This is a genomic window from Allomuricauda sp. CAU 1633 (genome assembly GCF_017313225.1).
Taxonomy (GTDB): Bacteria; Bacteroidota; Bacteroidia; order Flavobacteriales; family Flavobacteriaceae; genus Flagellimonas.
Genome location: NZ_JAFLNE010000002.1, coordinates 247,361 through 267,937, shown reverse-complemented (window position 1 = coordinate 267,937; position 20,577 = coordinate 247,361). Strand labels below are relative to the sequence as shown.

The following is a 20,577-nucleotide window of genomic DNA, read 5'->3' as shown; positions in this document are numbered from 1 at the left end:
GCTTTTTTTATTTCATGGAAACACCTCCCACAAAAACCTGCTCTGCTTTTAGACTGGGGACACTATCAATAGGCATAGTCATGATGTCATCACTCAAAATGACAAAATCCGCAAATTTACCGGGCTCAATACTTCCTTTTTCGTTCTCTTCAAAATTAGAATAGGCCGCCCAAATGGTCATTCCCTTTAAAGTTTCTTCTCTGGTAAGGGCATTCTCCATTTGATACCCGCCTTCGGGATAGTTTTCCAAATCTTGGCGCGCCACCGCAGCGTAAAAAGTCAAAAATGGACTCACCTGCTCCACCGGAAAATCGGTGCCCAAGGCCACAAGGCCCGCTTTGTCCAACAACTGCTTATAAGCATACGCTCCCTTGACCCGTTCTGGCCCCAAACGATCTTCGGCCCAATACATATCACTGGTGGCATGTGTAGGTTGAATGGAAGGAATGATGCCCTTTTCAAAATAGTCAAAGTCAGGTTGCGAAATGACTTGGGCATGTTCCACCTTCCAACGGCGATCTTCTTTTCCCTCCAATGTTTTTTGATAGGCCCTAAGCACCACTATATTGGCAGAATCCCCAATGGCATGGGTATTCATTTGATAGTCTGAAGCTGCGATTCGTTCTGCCAATGCCCCTATTTGGTCCACCGGAGTGACCATGGCACCATAATGCCCGGCTTGGTCTGAATAAGGTGCTCTTAATGCAGCTCCCCTGGACCCCAGAGCACCATCGCCATATACTTTTACGGAGCGGACATTGAGTTGGTCTGTTTTAATGATTCCATTATTCAGGAAGTAATCCAAATTATCTGGAGAATTGCTGACCATGGCGTAAACTCTAATGGACATTTCGCCCGCTTGTTGTAAGCTATCTATCAATTCGATAGTGGATCTCCCCAGTCCTGCATCGTTCACCGTGGTCAATCCATAATCCAAACACAGTTTTTCTGCATCCTTCAACGCCTGAATTTGAATTGCTCTACTGGGTTGGGGCATCACGGCATAAACCATGCCCATGGGATTATCCACCAAAACACCCGTAATTTTGCCGTCCTTTTTAACAATTTCTCCACCTTCGACCTCTGTTTCGGCCGTAATTCCTGCCAAATCCAAGGCTTTTTGGTTCACTACGAGGGCATGACCATCAATACGTTCCAAGGCAACCGGGGTATCAGGAAAAAGTTCATCCAGCTTATCTTTTGTCGGAAATTCTTTGACTTCCCAATCGTTTTGATCCCAACCACTACCCATAATGAAATTTGAAGGGCGTTCTTTTTGAAAAGCGACTACTTTCTCCAGAATTTCATCAAAACTGGTAGTTCCGACCAAATCCACCACTTGCTGGTTCAATCCCAAACCATAAAAATGACAGTGTGCATCTATTAAACCGGGCACAATGGTTCTCCCTTCAGCATCCAGTTCTTCTATAGCAGTGTATTTTTTATAAATGTCCGCGGTTTCGGCGACCGCCACAAATTTTCCATCCTTTATGGCCACACAACAGGCCTTGGAAAAATCAGAATCAACTGTATAGATATTGGCGTTATAGACGATAAGGTCCACCTCTTCCTTGGAAGTACAGGCTACAAAGAAGGCAACGGAACAAAACAGAAGAAACTTTTTCATGGAGAGCTGGTTTCCCCAAAAATAGAAAATGCTAGTGAATGGGCAACCTATTGATCTTCAAACTTGGTCATCACAAACTCTATCCTGCCATCTTCAAAACCATTTGCGTTTAATTTGCGGCTTTTTAGGGGTTTGGTATCCCCAACTCCTTCCCAAACAATTCGGTCATCAGCAATGCCCAACTTTTTTAAATGGAGCGCTACGGCCCTTGCCCTGAGAGAAGATATAAATTTGTTGTATTCTGTGGTGCCGATGTTATCGGAATGTCCAGTAATTTTCATTTGCACCTCGGCATTTTCCTTTAAAAACTTAAAGATTTTTTGAATGTCAGCGATTGCTTTGGCATCCAGCTCATACCCTTTGGGTTCAAATGGATTGTGCTCCAAAACGTAAATCTTGTCCTTTTCGTAGTTCACTCTTGGTAATTCTTCAAGCATAAAATTATCTACAAAGTAGTAGGAGAAATCGCTGGACAAGGGAAGTTTCCCAGATTCCAAAAGCGGCGTATTTTCATTGGTCTGGAAATTTCCAAATATGATTTGGGTTTCAAAACCTTTAGCATCGAACTCTGCCGATAAAGTAACCCAACCTTCCTTATCAGAGATAGAATTATCAGCCTTTAATGTCACTTCGTGAAATTCAACATCGCTTTGCAAATCCAACCTAGAATCCGTAAGTACCGAGCTATTGGGAACCTTTATTTTTTTGTTCGTCAGCATAACCGACATGGTTTTCAAGGCCAGCTTGGAAGTCTCGGCCAAGCTCACCTGCAACGATATTTTATACGGATGTTTTTCACGAAGCTTTTTGGAGGTGTTCAACTGAACGTACTCCCTATAATTATTGAGGGCATAGAAATATAACCCAATATAACCAGAACCTTCCGAAGCACTCTGGGTACCCTTAAAATTAGTTGGAACACTAAAATCCTCCAAGCCACATTCATGGAAATAATCCCCGGAACTGGAGGTTGGCAACGAAACTTCCTCTAGAAGGACATCCATGCTTGTTATGCTGGATGGGCAGTTACTATAATTTTCAAATCCTGGATTTAAAATCAAGTTTTGTGCGGAAAGTGTCATGGACACTGACAAACTGATGCTGAATAAAAATAATGTACGGTACCCCATTTTAAACTTTGTTTAGCTAGGTTCCCGTTCTCCTAAGAACGTATATTTTTATCTTATATTGCTGTCTATCTGATTTTTACAACCCATGCTTTTACATTTCATTGCTGTTTTTCCATACTAAATGTGGATAGGAAACGTTACTATAGTCCAAATCTTACTGTAATGCGGATAGTAATCTTTATGCTGGTACTATTCTCATTCCCTTGTCTTGGAATGGGTCAAAATGTAGTTTCCGGTAAAATTATTGATGAATTGGGCCTCCCCATTTATTTCGCCAGTGTAGAAATCAACGATACCAACGAAGCTACCTACACAGACTTCGATGGCAATTTTTCCATTGAGAGTGACAAGGATTTTCATTGGAAGTTAAACATTAGCTCCAAAGGCTACAAAACCGAATCTTACTTTGTTTTAAGTGGTGGCAGTGCGGGAGAAATTGTATTGCAGTACGATGAGGAACTGAGAAAACTATTGGAAGGGCAATAGTTACACCTCAGCACTAATCATTATCATCTTCAAACTCGGTCATCACAAACTCTACCCTACGGTTTTTTCTTCGGGCCTGATCGGTTTGGGCGCTATCCAAGGGAACTTTATCCCCATATCCTTTTGAAGTGATGCGATTTTTCTCCAACCCCAATCCCATGAGATACTTAGCCACGGAACTGGCTCTTTCCCTAGAAAGTACATCGTTGTAATCGTCTGAACCCAAATCATCAGTATGTCCACTGATGGAAACCTTTAAATTGGGGTTTTTCTTGAGGTATTCAAAAACATCCTTAAGACTTTGCTTGGCTTTGGGCTGTAAATCGAAACGGTCAAAATTAAAATTGACGTGATCCAACACATACACTTCGTTGGGTTTGTACTCCGGCCCCAAATAGGTCAGTGAAATATCGTCTATATAATAGTAGGAATAGCCCTCTGCCCTTGGAGATGGGTCTTTAAAATCCATGTAGTGCGTACCGGCATTGCTCATAAAATTGCCCAGGATCAATTGATTTTCAAAACCTTTGGCCACAATATCCAGACTCAATTGCATCCACTTTTCCTTGTTTTCATAAAATGCTGATGCTGGGAACTGTTTTATATGAGTGGTTTGGATGCTCTGTGACGTTAATGCTGCATGGGAGAGCTGTCTTTTGGTATGGATGGACAATGGTTTTTCTGAAAATACCGCTCCGATATCCATTACGGCTCCATCTGATTTTTCAGCTAGACTCAACGAAAGTTTCAGTTTGTACCGATGCCCTTTTTCCAAAGTCTCGGTCAAAGGAACCTGAATGTATTCCCGATAATCATGTGGGGCAAATAAGTATAATCCGGCGTAGGCCGCTCCCTCAAAAGGTTCTTGCTTCCCCTTAAAGTTCATGGGGATTCCCAATTTGGTCCTACTACACTCGTTAAAGTAGTCGGTTGTGCCTAAAGTTGGGGCACTCCAATGCTTTGCATCCTTGTTAAGATTACTCATTTTAACAGGGCATTCAAGGTAATCCTCAAACCCTCCATTCTGAACCAAATTTTGGGATTGAAGATTCGCACAAAACAATGCGACCGTGAGGCTTGACACTATGTAAAAGAATCGCAACAACATGATTTCCAATTCGTTTGGAACCACCAATACGAATTAAAAAAAACATACTGGCAGGGGGTTTAAAACGCCCTTTTTAACATTTTATTGCGTAATATCCTACAGGATTTAGAAGTCAAACTTATAAGAAACCCCCGCTAAAGCTTGAAATCCCTGCACTCTAAAATTGGCCCAACGTTGGTAATCGTTGTTGGCAATGTTGCTTGCTTTTATAAAAATGGAGAGCTGCTCATTGAAGTGGTACCCCACATGGGCATTGACATCAAAAAAACCATCCAATGTCACTTGTTGAAATTCCAAAGGCGAATCAATTGTGGCAATTTGAGATAACAAATCATCCCTTTCCCCCACATAGAACAAATTGGCACCCATATACCATTGGTCATTAATCTGATAATCCATAAATACGGAACCTTTTATGGTGGGCAAGTTCCAAGCTGGATTATCCGTCTCGGTATCATAGTCATAAAACTCAGCATTTACTCCAAGTGCAAAGTTTCGGTTGACATCCACATTGATTTCTCCAAAAATGCCCAGCGTTTTTACGTCATCATAAAACACCTGAAAGGAATTGCCGTAATAATAGCTCTTTTCGTCATCCCTGAAAATATTGGTGGGGTTATGAATAAACAAGGGTTTTCTATTGTCGGCGGTATAGGAACCTTTGATATTGTACCCTACATTGGAAGTCAACTGACCTTTCAGCCCCAAATAGCCTTCGTACTGCTGGTCGGTAGGCATAATATCCAAGGTTGGCGATACATACGGATTTTCATCCACAAAATCATAGTAGGAGTTTTGCTTCAATTCACCCTCTATTCCGCCGTAGGCGATGACATTTTCATCCAATAATCGGTATGATGCGGTAACATCTGGATAAATATAAAAGTTACTGTTGCTGTTCTCCGTATCCATCCCATAGACAAAATTAGCACCAAGGTTTATGGTCAAATCATCCCGAAGAATCAACAAACTGGGATTTACCCCTGCCTGAAAATGGCTGTAGTTGATTTCACCTTCGTTGACGATACTATTGACCGAACCATTTTGAAAGTTCCCGCCCACATAGTCCAACTTCACACCAATAGTGATTAGCTCTTCAGTGATAGGCAGTTCTATGGTAGGATTAAGTACTACCCTATTCTCAGCAGATTCTGTGGCATCCCAAAACCGACGCAACAAAATGTTGCCGTTTTTAAAGAAAGAATCTTCCGTGCTCAAATGCGCTTTGGCCTCAGCATTAAAATAGTTTTGCTGCTCATCCATTGCGTTGATGACATCCTCCCCAAAGGTATTGTTGGGAATACCATACCAATTATACAGCTGATGTTGAAGCCCAATGCTGGCGCCCCAATCCATGTAGCGGTCCTTCTTGGCATACGAAGCGTCCAGTTTGGTGTTATAAAACTCCGTGTCTAGAGGGGTTGAATCAATATCTCCACGTGACGAATGGTGGGTAAGACCAAAATCCAACAGATCCTCTCCCCGATTAAACTCGCGGCTGGTGTAAAAATCCACCAAGGCATTGTTGTAATTGCCCAATCCTACCGAAGCATACGAATTGTACAAGGTAGGTGGCGGCGTTCGCTCCACCCCGGAAGCCTTTCCTTTGGCCGGGGTAAAGGTTGAAGCCACGGGAACGGAAAATATGTTATAGTTGATGTCTTTTTTTTGAAGCACAATGGAGTCGTTGAGACTGGGTGCCGATTTTATCTTAAAGGCATCCGAAACGGTAGGGGAATACGGTTTTACCACCGTTACCGTTTCAGTACCAATGTTGTCGGTTTCCTGCGCTAAAAGGGCTCCGCAAAGGCTCAAAAAAAGTGTTGAAAATATATAGGTTCTCTTTTGCATGCTGTGTCTCGATTTAGTTTTCATCAGGGTTGACCGATGAATTGCTTTCCGCTTCCTTGGCTTTTATCCGTGCCAATTCAGCCCTAGCCTCCGTTACAATCTCATCAAACTCGGAAAAGTTGGAAATCACGCTTTCCAGAATGTAGGTAGCTTGGAAGGCATCGCCCAAATTGTGAAAGTTTTTGGCCATAATCACGAGTCCCTTTCCACCCCACTCTTTGTAGGCTGAATAATCCTTCGCCAATTTTTGAACGGAGGTATTGGACGCTTCATAATTCCCATCTTGATTTTTAAAATAGGCATCATAGTACCAAGCCTCGGCAGCAAGTTCACCCGTCGCAATTTTCTTCACATCTTGATAGGCCGTTTTTGCCAATGCCTCATTGTCGGTTGCGATTGCCGAGCGTGCAATCATAATCTGTGCATCGCTCTTGATGCGGTCATCAATTTTTGGAGCCTTTAAAACTTTTTCAGCGTAGGCAATGGTCTGACTATACTCTTTTTGGCCGTAATACCCTTTCATCAAATTAGATTGGGCAAACGTGCGGTTCTCTGAAATATCAGCTGTACTTTCCAATTTTTTCAAATAGGGAATGGCACTCTGATAATCTTGCTTTTCCACATAAATTTCGCAGACACGTGTCAACGCCTGTTCGGTGTATTCTCCAGTACCCCCATTGGCCACGGCCTGATATTTGGGGAGGGCCTTGTCCTTTTCTCCCTTGGAAAAATAGAGCTGAGCTAAAGAAAAGTTGGCATTTTGGGCATGCAATCCATTGGGAAATTCTTTGAGGTAATCCTCATAGCCCTTAATAGCAGCCTCAGTTTTCCCTTCCACATATTTTCGGTCCGCAGATTCAAAACTGGCATTATCCAGTTCGGTATCGGTGACCTCAACAAAATCGAGATTACGGGCCCAAGCGGCATATTCGCTCACGCGACCTTCATCCACATAGACCAATTTGGCGGTTGCAACGGCCTGCTTGGCCTCTTGGGTATTGGGGTATTTTTGCACCACTAACTTGAGTTTGTCCAAAGCTTCGTTGTTTCGGCTGGCATTGTAGTGCACCAACCCTTGCCGCAACATCCCTCGCGGTGCAAACTTGCTCGTTGGATATTCCTCAATTAAACGGTCATAGGTTTGTAATCCTCTGGCTTCCTGATTTCCTGTTACGTATGAATTTCCCAATTCAAAAAGGGCATCATCACGTAGTGATGAAGTAGGGTACATGGTCAAAAATTCATTCAACCCATCGATTTTAGCAGAACTGTTCCCCAAAAATCCATTACACAATGTTTTTTGGAATGCGGCATAATCCCGCTCCGGACCATTCATTTTGGACGATTCGTCATACGCCCGCATGGCCAATTGGTATTTGCTGGTCACAAAATAGCTGTCCCCCAATCGCAGATACCCATCGTTCTTTCGTTGGTCATCCAAAGCACTGGAATTGACCACATTTTTGAAATAGGCGATAGCGTTATTGTAATCCTTCAGCTTAAAATAGCAATAGCCCAAATTGTAATCCAGTTCTTCGTATTCATTCATGGAACGGGCAGCGGGAAGTTGTTGAAATTTCACAAAATCTACCAAGGCCTCTTCAAATCGGTTTAAACGATACTCCGCCTCTCCCTTCCAATATAGCGTTCGAGCCTCAAAAGCTTTGTTGTCCGCACTTTTCAGTGATTTGGTAAAACGCTCCACCGCCGCTTCATAATCGCCATCTATAAAAAGTTCAACACCTCTGTAGTAGGCCACTTTTTGATAGGTTTCCTTGCTGGCGTAATTTTTGTTTTCCTCCAATAGTTGCATGGCACCCTCAAAATTCTTGGAGGTGATATAGGAATCCACCAAAAGTTCTTGGATTTCCAATTGGTGGTCATCCTTCGGATATTTTTCAAGATAGGAGGTCAAAACCTGCGGTACGGGCTCATAGGCATTTCCAATTTCGTAACTCAACCGGGCATAGTTCAACCACGCATCTTTTTGGATTTCTGGGCTGAAATCCATCTGTGATGCATTTCGGAACGCATTGAGCGCCTCGGATTTTTTATCCAATTTTAAATAGCACTCCGCCAAATGATAATACGCGTTTTGGGAGACACTGTTCGTTTCCCCAATAATTTTATTGAATTGCTGAATGGCTGCTTGGTAATCGCCCTGCTTGTAATGGCTGTACCCCAACAGGTAATAATCCGTATTGTTCATTCGCCCACGCTTGCCTCGGTATTTTTCCAAATACGGGATGGCCTTGTCATACTGTTCTAGGTTGAAGTAGCTTTCACCAATAATTTTATTGAGTTCGGATTGCTCATTGCGGTCCGATTTTGCCATTTGCTTTTCTGCCATAGCAATAGCCTCCTCAAAATTTCCCAGCTTAAAATTCAAATCAGCTTGATAATAGGAAAGCTTTTCATTGAGCAAGTTTGGGTCTGTTATTTGGTCGAACCGAGCGCTAGCTTGGTCGTAATCATCCTGTTCGTAAGCGATGTATCCCAAATAATATTTGGCTTGCGAGCCATATTTCTGCGATGTGCTTACCTTGTTCAGGTATCGCTCTGCCTCCTTGGGCCGTTTGGAAGCGTAGAGCGCGTATCCATTATTGAAATTAAAACGTTGCTGATCAGAATAGGACATCGAGGATTCATCCACCTTTTTATACCATTTTAGGGCGTAAGGGTATTTTCCGGTCTCAAAATAGTAATCGGCCACATCCAAAAAAGCGGAATTCCGTTTGGTTGACGTAGGATAGCGATCCACAAAATCCTCCATCATTTTATCGGCTCCACGCTGGTTCAATCGAATGGCGGCATTGGCAGCATAGTAAGCACTATTGGCCTCAGTCTCATAATCCGCTGTGGAAGACTTTACGTTTTCAAAAATGGTTTGGGCGGCTTGGTACTGTTCGTTGTTGTACAGGGCCAAGGCATCTTGATACGCTTTATTTTCGTGGGTATATATTTTGGTTTCTTGTGCAGGGAGCACAAAAAAAGTTCCCAAAATCATGGGAAACAATAGGAGGTTTTTTCGATTCATAGTGTTCTACGCTGTTCTCGACTGACTTTTACCATAACGTCAAAATTTAAGCCAAAGTATATTTTTAAAGTAAGATCTTGCAATTATACCTGCAAAATCATCCATAATTTCAGAACTTAGTACTTTTATTCACTCAAAGTGATATTATGCCCGAGACCATTGTAAAATTACAGGATGTTGCCGTATTTCAAAATGAGAACCTTGTTTTGAAGGATGTCAATCTGGAAGTAAAGAAAGGCGAATTTGTGTATATCATTGGAAAGACTGGTAGCGGTAAAAGTAGTTTTATGAAAACCCTCTATGCCGATATCCCACTAAAACAAGGCGACGCCACAGTAGTGGATTTCGACCTAAAAAAACTCCAAGAAAAGGACATCCCCTTTTTACGAAGGAAACTGGGCATCGTCTTCCAGGATTTTAAATTATTGCCAGACCGAAATGTCAACAACAACCTCCGTTTTGTGCTTAAGGCCACAGGATGGACGGATGATTCCAAAATGGACTCAAAAATTGAGGAAGTATTGACCAAGGTAGGCATGAAAACCAAAGGTTTTAAATTCCCGCACGAACTCTCTGGAGGAGAACAGCAACGGATTGCCATAGCTCGTGCCCTGCTGAACGACCCAGAACTCATTCTAGCCGATGAGCCTACCGGAAATTTGGATCCGCAGACCAGTGTGGAAGTCATGAAAGTATTACAGGACATCAACCAAAATGGACGTACCATTGTAATGGCTACTCACGATTATGCGCTCATTTTAAAATACCCGCACAAAACCTTAAAATGTGACGATAGCAAAGTATTTGAGGTCATCCAAAAGGCCATGTAGCAAAAATGTTGTCTTTAAGAGGTTCATTTACCTCAATTTTAGGTGTCTTCACCTCAATTTTTTTAAGCTTTTGTGCTGATTTACATAGTTTTAGCCAAACTTCTAAACTATTGCCTTGAAAAATAGAGATCTTTGGATTAACCTACTCATTGGGATGGGCCTGCTCAGTATTCCCATTCTAACCTCTCCAGATTTTAACTCATTCAGCGAAATGGTTCGGGCGGGCGGTTTCCGGCAAAATTTTTTGGGCTATCTATTACTGCTCATTTTTTATTACATCAACTACTACTGGTTGGTTCCTGAATTCTACACCAAAAAACGCCATGTACTGTACATTATAATTTTATTGGTATGTTTTGGAATCATTACGTATATACCAGACCTTTTGTTCAAGGCCCAAGACTTTTCCCCAAATTCCAATGTGCCCTCGCCTAAGAATATTGAGGGGATGCCACCTCCAGGGCCAGAGTTTAAAATGCCCGAAGATTTTAACCGAAAGCAGCCTCCCATAAACGTGTTTAAACTTAGGGATTCGTTTTTGGTTCAGTTTGTAACCGTTACCATTTTATCCATGCTGCTAAGGCTTGACAACCGTTTAAAGGAAATGAGCAATGAAAAGCTAAGGGCAGAGGTCAATTATCTCAAAGCGCAGATTAACCCGCATTTTTTGTTCAATACTTTGAACAGTATTTATGCCCTTACCCTAAAAAAATCGGATCAAGCCCCTTCAGCTGTTTTAAAACTTTCTGAAATGATGCGCTATGTGGTCACGGAAAGTGATTCCGAAAAAGTTCCGCTGGAATATGAAATCCAATATATCTCGGACTATATCGATCTTCAAAAAATGAGGATGGGAAAGCATACCGACTTTGTTTTTGAAGTCAAAGGAAATCCCAGTAACAAACGAATCGCCCCAATAATTTTGGTGAACTATGTTGAAAATGCCTTTAAATATGGGATAAATCCTGATGTACCTTCCAAAATCAGTATTTTTATTACTATTGATAGCAAAGGTGTGGAGCTTCATGTGGAAAACAGAATAACGGTAAAGCAGAACGGTCTTTTGGAGCAAACTACAGAAGGAAATAGAAATACCAAAAAACGACTGGATTATTTCTATCCCAACAAGCATAGATTGGACATTGACCATAGACAGGATTTCTACGCCGTAAAACTTTATATAGAACTTACATGATCAGAGCTGTTGCACTGGACGATGAAGAGTTGGCATTGGATGTAATTCAGGCCTACTGTGGCCAAATTGACTACATTGACTTAGTTCATGTCTTCACCGAACAGGGTAAAGCTATCCGATATCTGAACAAATTCGATGTTGACCTTCTCTTTCTTGATATCCGGATGCCGGAACTCAATGGAATTGATCTCTACAAATCCTTAAAACAAAAAACTAAGGTCATCTTTACCACGGCTTATGATCATTATGCCGTTGAGGGGTTTAATGTGAGTGCCATTGACTATCTATTAAAGCCGTTTTCTTTTGAAAGGTTTCAGAAAGCAGTTGAAAAAGCCAAGATCCAAATGGATTTGGAAATGGGAGAAAGCAGCAACAAAACCCACTTTTCCATACGGGCAGATTTAAAATTATACCATATAGCGTTTGAAGATGTCCTATTGATCGAGGCTATGGACGATTATATTAAGATTCATTTGGAAAATGGGCAAAAAATTGTGGCCCGGGCCACCATGAAAGGCATGCTGGAAAAACTACCTTCAACCCAATTTGTGAGGGCACATCGCTCCTACATTGTTCCATTGAAGAAGATTGGGAGTATATACAAGGACACGGCAAAGATTGGTGATTTTACAGTACCCTTGGGCAAATCCTACAAAGCTGAAATTTTAAAAAACCTTTAACGATTTCCCTTCCTTTACCTCAAGATCACTGGGGTTTACCTCAAATATTATTCTTAACACCCTAACCCCCATAGTTTTATTGAAAATTTTAATGAGACTATGAAACGAAAGGAATTTTTAAAAGGTGTAGGACTTGCGGGACTTTCTGTCACTGGTTTAACATTGTTATGCTCATGTTCTAAAGACAGCGACACCTATCTTTTGGAGGAAGAGGACACTAACTCGGATGCTGACACTTCTTCTGATAGCAGTTCAGACTTGTCAAGTAGTGTTGATACTGTGGACGATTGCGAGGTGACCCCCAGTGAAACAGAAGGGCCTTTCCCTACCCATGATCCGGAGGATTATGAACGCATGGACATTGTTGGAGATCGTACCGGAATCGATTTGGATCTCAACATCACCATTAGAAATGTAAATGACAGCTGCAATGTACTTGAAGGTGCCCTAGTGGATGTATGGCATTGTGATAAAGATGGGAATTATTCCGAATATGGCGGAAGTGGCATGCAGTCCACCAATTATACCAACAATCATTTTTTAAGAGGTAGACAAATTAGCAACACAGATGGCCTGGTAGAATTCACCACCATTTTCCCGGGCTGGTACAATGGACGTTCAACACACATTCATGTACATATTTACAATGCCGACGGAGATTCCCTTTTGGTAACTCAAATTGCCTTCCCCGAAGGAGAGAACAGTGCCGTGGTACGGGTAAATGACGCCAGTGAATATGGTTATACCAAAGGAATGAGCGGGTATACCTATCATGCTCAGGACAATGTGTTCGGTGACGGAGTGGAAGAAGAACTTGCCAATGTAAGTGGCAGTATAGATGAAGGGTTCACTTTGACCCATGATATCTATGTAAACGCTTAAACGAAATAGAAAATGGCTACAATGGTACAACAGCCGGCCAAGATACTGTTGGCAGAGAAGAGATTCAGTTATGAATCAAGTGAGTATAGATGTTTGAGTACCCCCATCTACCAAAATGGTGTGGATAAGAGCACACTCAGGTTTTCTGATGAAACACTTGCCCCCCAAAAAAGTAGATTGTTCACTTCAGATGAAGACGTAACTGTTATTTTACTGCCCTTGGTCGGCACGGTTGTATATGAATCCCTTGAAAATGAACATTCCAGAAAAATTGCTCCCGAAGAATTACAGGTGCTATCCATTAAAACAGGGGAACACCTCTCGATTAAAAATCCAAGTGAAGACAATCTGGTCAATTATCTTCAGATTTGGGTGAAACAGCATAGCATTGAAGCGCAGCTATCCTTTTCGGATTATTCCAATAACGTTTTAAAGACCATTTTGGAAACGCAAAACTTTAAACTGCATTTTGGAGTGTTCGATGGAAGAATGGAATCGGATTTTTTCGCTTCCAATGAACAGAATACAATCATGGCATTTGTAATCAATGGAGCTTTTGAATTACAGAACCGCTTATTGGAATCTAGGGATTGCCTGGCTTTGTGGAACATACATAAAATAGAACTTGAGGCACTTTCAGAAAATGCCATCATCCTCATTTTGGAAAAAAACAATTCATGTTGATTTGGTTTTCATTTTGATTTGATAACCCAGATGCTATTGCCGTCTGGGTTTTCATTTTAGTTCCCAGTTCCTACATTTACCTCTTATTATAATACCCGAAAAATTTTTGTTTCTTTGCCTAAATAAATTTTCTTCCTCATATGGATATTCTTGGAATTGACATTGGCGGATCAGGCATTAAGGGTGCCTTGGTCAACGCCGAAACCGGTGAAATGCTGACAGAACGCTTTCGAATCCCAACTCCAAAATCCAGAAAACCTGATGAAATGGCCCAAGTGGTGGCCCAAATTGTGGAACACTTTAACTACAAAGGCCCTGTTGGCTGCGGTTTTCCTTCCATTGTAAAAAATGGGGTTTGTCTTTCGCCCGGAAACCTCCATCCAAGTTGGGTGGGTGTTAACATCGATGAATTGTTCACCGAAGCTACCGGACAAGAGTTTACTGTACTCAATGACGCTGATGCAGCCGGCTATGCCTCCATGAATTATGGTGCTGGAAAAGGAAAGAACGGCTTGGTTATTATGATTACCATTGGTACCGGCTTGGGTAGTGGTGCTTTTTTTAACGGAGTGCTTATTCCCAATTTTGAGTTAGGCCAGATTCCGTATAAAAAGTACAAGAAAATTGAAAAATGGGCGGCTGCCTCAGCCAAGGAACGTGAAAATCTCAGCTACAAAAAGTGGGGCAAACGTTTCAATAAGTTTTTAACGCTGGTAGAACTCATTGTCTCTCCCGATCTAATAATCATAGGCGGTGGAACTTCAAAAGATTGGGAAGAATTCAGTCATCACATCGACATCGAAACCCATGTGATCAAAGCCGAATTGATGAATCATGCTGGAATTATAGGTGCAGCCGTGGCCTGTCTTCGCGAACAACACCACGGGCACTTGAGCCAATAGGAGTTAGGAAAAGTAAGACGAAAGCAATAATTCTCGGTCATTTCGACATGAGCGAAGAATGAGCGACAAGAAATCTCTTTCAAGTTCAAGCTCAAATTCAAGTTCAAAGTTTGAGGGACGAATTACGAAATTCACTTCAATCAAAATTTGTGAACATTCGTGGAATTCGTGTCAAGTTCAAGTTCAAGAATCAGGAAACAAGACTAAAACTTGTCATTTCGACATGAGCGTAGCGATTGAGAAATCCCTCCTTAAAATAGATTTCTCACATCCGTTCGAAATAACAACTAGACTAGTCTATCTTGTTTCTTTTCCGATCTACTTCCTTCAAGTAAATTTTGCGAAGTCTTAGGTGATTTGGCGTTACCTCTACGTACTCATCCTTTTGGATGTATTCCAAGGCTTCTTCCAAAGAAAATTTGATGGCCGGTACAATCTTGGCCTTTTCATCAGCACCTGAAGAACGAACATTGGATAGTTTTTTGGTCTTGGTCACGTTCACAGTCATATCGTCTCCTCTCGAGTTTTCACCAATCACCTGTCCCTCATAAATATCCTCTCCTGGGTCGATAAAAAACTTACCGCGTTCCTGCAATTTGTCAATGGAATACGGAATTGCTGTTCCATTTTCCATGGATACCAAAGAACCATTCTGTCGTTGTGCAATTTCTCCTTTCAAAGGTTGATATTCAAAAAAGCGGTGTGCCATGATGGCCTCACCAGCGGTTGCGGTCAACAATTGGTTTCGCAAGCCGATGATTCCACGTGATGGAATGATAAATTCACAGATCATTCGGGAACCTTTTGCCTCCATACTGGTCATTTCCCCTTTTCGGATAGACACCATTTCCACAGCTTTTCCAGAAACTTCTTCGGGCAAATCGATGGTGAGATGCTCCACAGGTTCACATTTAACCCCATCAATTTCCTTTATGATTACCTGAGGCTGACCAATTTGAAGTTCGTATCCTTCACGGCGCATGGTTTCAATCAAAACGGAAAGGTGCAATACCCCACGTCCAAAGACCATGAATTTATCCGCACTGTCCGTAGGCTGAACCCGAAGGGCCAAGTTCTTTTCCAACTCTTTCTCCAAACGCTCTTTAATGTGCCTTGAGGTCACAAATTTTCCATCTTTCCCAAAAAATGGGCTGTCGTTAATGGTAAACAACATGCTCATGGTGGGCTCATCGATAGCGATGGTCTTCAATTTTTCAGGATTTTCAAAATCCGCAACAGTATCGCCAATCTCAAAACCTTCAACACCTACAATAGCGCAAATATCGCCGGTTCTAACTTCCTGAACCTTAATTCGGCCCAATCCTTCAAAAGTGAAGAGTTCCTTGATTCGGGATTTTACCACTCTTCCGTCCCTTTTTACCAACGAAATGGGTTGTCCTTCCTTCAGCGTTCCCCGTTGCAAACGACCTATCGCGATTCGACCTGTAAACGAAGAAAAGTCCAAAGAAGTGATCAACATTTGGGTAGAACCTTGTTCTGGTTTAAACTCAGGAACATGTTCCAATACCATATCCAAAAGGGGTTCGATGTTGTCAGTTGGTTTTTGCCAATCCTCACTCATCCAATTCTGCTTGGCAGAACCATAAACGGTTGGGAAATCCAACTGCCATTCTTCAGCACCCAGCTCAAACATCAAATCGAACACTTTTTCGTGCACTTCTTCGGGAGTACAGTTTTCCTTGTCCACTTTATTGATGACCACACAAGGTTTTAACCCCAAATCGATGGCTTTTTGCAATACAAAACGAGTCTGTGGCATGGGTCCTTCAAAAGCATCCACCAACAACAACACCCCATCGGCCATGTTGAGCACACGCTCTACTTCTCCACCGAAATCGGCGTGCCCAGGAGTATCAATGATATTGATCTTGGTGTCTTTATAGACCACAGAAACGTTCTTGGAAACAATGGTGATTCCCCGCTCCCGTTCCAGGTCGTTGTTGTCCAAAATTAAATCGCCCTTATTCTCGTTATCGCGGAACAACTGGCAGTGGTACATGATTTTATCAACCAAGGTGGTCTTGCCATGGTCAACGTGGGCAATGATAGCAATGTTTTTAATCTTGGACATAACCTGATTTTTAAGCCCGCAAAGATACTGCTATTTTCTTCTCGCACACACAAGGAAATGTTATTTTTATCTTATTGATTTTGAGGGGTTTCAAAACCTAGAGCCCCACGCACCATCGTTTTTCGCTAATGATCCAGCCCAAACTGATGTTCACTACGGGAAGAATGGCTCCTTTAAACGGTCCCACGTAGTATCCAGCACCGGCATCAATGGAAAAACTTAAACCCGAATTATAGCTCCGTTGAATACCATAGACCAGACCTCCATAGCCATGCACACCCTCCACCAAATTACCGTCCACAACGCGGTCTCCCGGTGAAAAAAGGGCTGCGGATGGTGCAATGTAGTTCCCTGAATTTCCATAAATGGAACGTCTTCGGTGGTAACGGCCATTAAAGTTGTGATAATAGCGATATTGGGTCGTAATAGCGGGAAAGAAATCCAAATTATTATAAGGTTCCGAACTCGCGGGCTCTAAAGCGGGTTGCCAAGCCACTCGAATATCCAAGGTACTGTTAACCCCAACGCCCATCTCGTACTCCAACCCAGGGCTGAACAGGTTGAGCTTCATTTGACGAATCTCACAGTTTTTGCCATACTGGGCAGTAATCCCGAGGCAGTGGAACAGCAAGCCAATGAAAAGAAAACGGCGCATTGTAGGTTAATTTGGTACTAGTATAACATATAGATCATCAAAATAGTATTTTTGTGGAAAATTAATGCTGATGCGACTAGAAGCCATTCCCCAAATAAAACATACTGAAAGCAACAATTTCTTCCTTTTGGCCGGCCCTTGTGCCATTGAAGGCGAGGAAATGGCCATGCAGATTGCGGAAAAAGTGGTTTCCATTACGGACAAGCTTCAGATTCCTTATGTTTTCAAGGGAAGTTTTAAGAAGGCTAACCGTAGTCGTATTGATTCTTTCACGGGAATTGGTGATGAAAAAGCGTTGAAAATATTGAGGAAAGTTTCGGAAACTTTCAAAGTTCCTACCATTACAGATATTCATGAAATTTCTGATGCCGTTATGGCAGCAGAATATGTAGATGTACTTCAAATTCCTGCTTTTTTGGTCCGACAAACGGATTTAGTGGTAGCTGCAGCCGAAACGGGAAAGGTCGTCAACTTGAAGAAAGGACAGTTCATGAGTCCCGAAAGTATGAAGCATGCCGTGACCAAAGTCACTGAAACCGGCAACGAACAAGCTATCATTACCGATAGAGGCACCATGTTTGGTTATCAAGACATGATTGTGGACTTTCGAGGCATCCCGACCATGAAACAATACGCCCCTGTGGTTCTGGATGTTACCCATTCCCTTCAACAGCCCAATCAATCTTCTGGGGTTACTGGAGGTCGTCCCGCATTAATCGGAACCATGGCACGAGCGGGAATCGCCGCAGGTGTTGATGGACTTTTTATGGAGACTCATTTTGACCCGGCCAATGCCAAAAGTGATGGCGCCAACATGTTGGATTTAAGTTTGTTGGAGAAATTATTGACAGATTTAACCGCCATCCGAAAGACCATCAACTCCCTTTAGATTTCTTTTCTTAACATACAATTTTATTTTCATTTAGCTGAAAATCAAACAATTAAAAATAATTTTTCGTTTTATTTATAATTAGTCTAAATATTCTTTGGAAGAATAAGTGTTGGAACATACATTTGCATCGAAATTTATTTAGACCAATTACAAATAACAAAATGGAGAACATATTACTCATCCTCAGCTTGATCATCTTTTACGGTGCACAGGCTCAAACCGGAAACCTAAGCGGAAAGGTGACTGACCAAAGAAACTATCCATTATCCAATGTAAATATTGCCATTTCCCATACCAGTTTGGGTACTACCACAGATAATTCGGGCAACTACCAAATCCAGGATTTGGCGCCTGGTTCTTATACCCTTACTTTTTCCATGATTGGATATGAGACCCAAACGGTTTCAGCAAATGTAACTGCCAATCAGACTACAACAGTATCAACTGTTGCACTTGCTGAACGACAGGAACAATTAAACGAAGTGGTTGTTGAAGGGCATCAAAACAAATACGTAGAAAACGAGCCGTCTACATCCTTACGCTTAAAAACCAAACTGGTAGAACTGCCACAGAATGTACAGGTGATCAGTTCGGAACTTCTTCAAGACCAACAGGCCACCAGTATTATGGATGGTGTAATCCGTAATGTTAGTGGGGTCACCATGTTGGAACACTGGGGCCACTTTGCCCGTATTAATATGCGAGGCTTCCGTTTGCCCGCTTTCAGAAATGGTGTAAACGTTCAGGATAGCTGGGGGCCACTTTCAGAAGACATGAACACTGTGGAGCGTATAGAGTTTGTAAAAGGTCCCGCAGGATTTATGATGTCTGCCGGAGAGCCTGGCGGTTTCTACAATGTGGTCACCAAAAAACCCACAGAACAGTTCATCGCTAATGCATCTTTTTCAGCCGGTAGTTTTGATTTTTACAGAGGTACTGTTGATGTCGGTGGAAAACTATCAGAAAATGGTAAGCTTTTAGGGCGAATCAACCTTATGTACCAGACCACGGATAGCCATAGAGGCAATGAGGATGTTACTCGTTATGGAATAGCACCATCACTAACCTATAAGTTCTCCGATAAAACATCGATAACCACCGAGATGAACTTACAACAAGCGGAATCATATATTGGTTCAGCCTATATGTTTGCTCCGGCAAGTGCAGGATATGCAAGCTTGGACAGAAATTTCAAGTTCACCAATAACGATTATCCTGTAACCGATATCCAAGAAGTGACTTTCTTTACCAACCTAAAGCACGAGTTTTCGGATAACTGGAGTGTAGAAGGTCAACTAGCCTATTTGCGCTACGACCAAGTGGGTAATTCCACCTGGTTGGTAGGTATCGAGGAAAATGGGGATGCCATTCGGTATACTTCAAAATGGGATGCCCTTTCCCTTGGAAAATATGCCCAAATATATATTCATGGTGCTTTTAACACTGGCAATGTTTCCCACAAAGTAATGGGAGGGTTTGATTATAGCGATAAAAAGTATTGGGCCGATTGGTTTGAGTCTTCCGTAGTGGATACCACCGCACCGTTCAATATATTTAATCCTGTGTACGGTGTTAGCCCTGCAACCAATTTTGACCGTTCTGTTCCTGTTCAGTACAGAAATGGTGGCGACCCTTATGGGGCCAATACCGTAAGAGCTTATTATGTTCAGGATGAAATAGGTTTTATGGACAATCATATTAGATTGACCTTGGCCGGCAGGTACACCAACCTGTACACCTTGGGAAAAACCGAAACTGATGATGAGATAACCCCACGGGTTGGGTTAAGCGTGGATGTTCTTCCTGCTTTGACCGCCTATGCACTGTACGACCAATCCTTTTTACCCCAAAGCGGCATAAGCAGCTCTGGTGAAATGCTCAATGACCCCGTTGAAGGAAAAGATATTGAAGGAGGTATCAAGACCAATTTGTTCAATGGAAGGTTGAGAGCATCACTGGGTGTGTACAAAATTAACAAGAACAAAATCTTGGTAGGTGACCCTGCATTCCCAACCGAAAACTTTTCTGTGTACTCTGGAGAGATTGAATCCAAAGGAATTGAGTTTGATGCACAGGGACAGATTACCCCAGAATTGAATATTATCCTGAACTATGCCAATACCAATGTGGAAGATAAATCAGGAAATCTTGTGGCTGGCCACTCAAAACACGTGACCAATGGATGGCTCAACTATAGCTTTGCAGAAGCTTCTTCCTTAAACGGTTTTGGCGTCTCGTTGGGGTATCAATACCAAGCGGATCGCTCTACGTGGGCATGGGCCGCTGATGATCAATCAGATTTGCCCAACTACTTTAGAATGGATGGGGCCCTATCTTGGCAGAACCAGAAGTTCAGGGTACAGGTGAATATCAACAATATTTTGGACGAATACCTATATGCCGGTGCCAATTATGGCAGCTATCTGTACTGGCAATCCGAGCCGGGAATCAATGGAAGATTAACAGTAAGTTATTCATTTTAAAAAACAATAACCCAGGCCCAGAGTCTATCTTTTGGGCCTTTTC

Annotated in this window: 16 protein-coding genes; 9 read left to right on the top strand and 7 right to left on the bottom strand. The window is 42.2% G+C overall.

What is annotated here, in order from left to right; translation table 11 throughout:
• Window positions 1-7 precede the first annotated feature (7 nt).
• Together J0X14_RS06090 and J0X14_RS06085 are read right to left on the bottom strand one after the other, a co-directional pair.
• Window positions 8-1,627 carry an amidohydrolase gene (locus J0X14_RS06090; protein ID WP_207096883.1) on the bottom strand — a complete coding sequence of 540 codons (1,620 nt, stop codon included), beginning with the start codon at window positions 1,625-1,627 and terminating at the stop codon, window positions 8-10.
• A gap of 47 nt (window positions 1,628-1,674) precedes the next feature.
• Entirely contained in the window at window positions 1,675-2,631 is a 957-nt protein-coding gene (locus tag J0X14_RS06085) for an OmpA family protein (RefSeq protein WP_207096882.1), read from the bottom strand.
• Between the two features lie 288 nt (window positions 2,632-2,919).
• On the opposite strand from J0X14_RS06085, the gene J0X14_RS06080 reads away from it, so the two are divergent.
• A complete protein-coding gene (locus tag J0X14_RS06080) occupies window positions 2,920-3,243 on the top strand; it encodes a carboxypeptidase-like regulatory domain-containing protein (RefSeq protein ID WP_207096881.1) in 324 nt (107 codons plus the stop codon).
• 13 nt (window positions 3,244-3,256) lie between these two features.
• On the opposite strand, the gene J0X14_RS06075 is transcribed toward J0X14_RS06080, so the two are convergent.
• The 3 genes from J0X14_RS06075 to J0X14_RS06065 all read right to left on the bottom strand — a co-directional run bounded on the left by J0X14_RS06075 (window position 3,257) and on the right by J0X14_RS06065 (window position 9,239).
• Complete coding sequence (locus J0X14_RS06075) at window positions 3,257-4,228, bottom strand: OmpA family protein (protein ID WP_207096880.1); 972 nt, start codon at window positions 4,226-4,228, stop codon at window positions 3,257-3,259.
• A 228-nt stretch (window positions 4,229-4,456) separates the two neighbouring features.
• On the bottom strand, window positions 4,457-6,202 hold the full coding sequence (locus J0X14_RS06070; RefSeq protein ID WP_207096879.1) for a TonB-dependent receptor: 1,746 nt from the start codon (window positions 6,200-6,202) through the stop codon (window positions 4,457-4,459).
• A 13-nt stretch (window positions 6,203-6,215) separates the two neighbouring features.
• Window positions 6,216-9,239: a tetratricopeptide repeat protein gene (locus J0X14_RS06065; RefSeq protein WP_207096878.1), complete on the bottom strand. Its 3,024-nt coding sequence runs from the start codon at window positions 9,237-9,239 to the stop codon at window positions 6,216-6,218.
• A 146-nt stretch (window positions 9,240-9,385) separates the two neighbouring features.
• On the opposite strand from J0X14_RS06065, the gene J0X14_RS06060 reads away from it, so the two are divergent.
• The 6 genes from J0X14_RS06060 (at window position 9,386) to ppgK (ending at window position 14,412) form a co-directional block, all read left to right on the top strand.
• Window positions 9,386-10,069, top strand: coding sequence for a cell division ATP-binding protein FtsE (locus J0X14_RS06060; protein ID WP_207096877.1), 684 nt, complete (start codon window positions 9,386-9,388; stop codon window positions 10,067-10,069).
• A gap of 115 nt (window positions 10,070-10,184) precedes the next feature.
• Window positions 10,185-11,264, top strand: a complete 1,080-nt coding sequence (locus J0X14_RS06055; protein ID WP_207096876.1) for a sensor histidine kinase — start codon at window positions 10,185-10,187, stop codon at window positions 11,262-11,264.
• Window positions 11,261-11,944 carry a LytR/AlgR family response regulator transcription factor gene (locus J0X14_RS06050; RefSeq protein WP_207096875.1) on the top strand — a complete coding sequence of 228 codons (684 nt, stop codon included), beginning with the start codon at window positions 11,261-11,263 and terminating at the stop codon, window positions 11,942-11,944. The genes J0X14_RS06055 and J0X14_RS06050 overlap by 4 nt, the downstream gene beginning before the upstream one ends.
• A gap of 99 nt (window positions 11,945-12,043) precedes the next feature.
• Complete coding sequence (locus tag J0X14_RS06045; protein ID WP_207096874.1) at window positions 12,044-12,826, top strand: intradiol ring-cleavage dioxygenase; 783 nt, start codon at window positions 12,044-12,046, stop codon at window positions 12,824-12,826.
• Between the two features lie 12 nt (window positions 12,827-12,838).
• Window positions 12,839-13,510 (top strand): hypothetical protein, encoded by a 672-nt coding sequence (locus tag J0X14_RS06040; RefSeq protein WP_207096873.1) that lies wholly within the window; start codon window positions 12,839-12,841, stop codon window positions 13,508-13,510.
• Between the two features lie 140 nt (window positions 13,511-13,650).
• Window positions 13,651-14,412 carry a polyphosphate--glucose phosphotransferase gene (gene ppgK / locus J0X14_RS06035; RefSeq protein WP_207096872.1) on the top strand — a complete coding sequence of 254 codons (762 nt, stop codon included), beginning with the start codon at window positions 13,651-13,653 and terminating at the stop codon, window positions 14,410-14,412.
• A gap of 292 nt (window positions 14,413-14,704) precedes the next feature.
• Here ppgK and typA read toward each other — a convergent pair whose 3' ends face one another.
• Together typA and J0X14_RS06025 are read right to left on the bottom strand one after the other, a co-directional pair.
• On the bottom strand, window positions 14,705-16,504 hold the full coding sequence (gene typA, locus J0X14_RS06030; protein WP_207096871.1) for a translational GTPase TypA: 1,800 nt from the start codon (window positions 16,502-16,504) through the stop codon (window positions 14,705-14,707).
• A gap of 97 nt (window positions 16,505-16,601) precedes the next feature.
• Complete coding sequence (locus J0X14_RS06025; protein WP_207096870.1) at window positions 16,602-17,159, bottom strand: DUF3575 domain-containing protein; 558 nt, start codon at window positions 17,157-17,159, stop codon at window positions 16,602-16,604.
• A 70-nt stretch (window positions 17,160-17,229) separates the two neighbouring features.
• Here J0X14_RS06025 and kdsA point away from each other — a divergent pair, with 70 nt between their 5' ends.
• Window positions 17,230-18,048, top strand: a complete 819-nt coding sequence (gene kdsA / locus J0X14_RS06020; RefSeq protein ID WP_207096869.1) for a 3-deoxy-8-phosphooctulonate synthase — start codon at window positions 17,230-17,232, stop codon at window positions 18,046-18,048.
• Between the two features lie 164 nt (window positions 18,049-18,212).
• Complete coding sequence (locus J0X14_RS06015; RefSeq protein ID WP_207096868.1) at window positions 18,213-20,534, top strand: TonB-dependent siderophore receptor; 2,322 nt, start codon at window positions 18,213-18,215, stop codon at window positions 20,532-20,534.
• Window positions 20,535-20,577 lie beyond the last annotated feature (43 nt).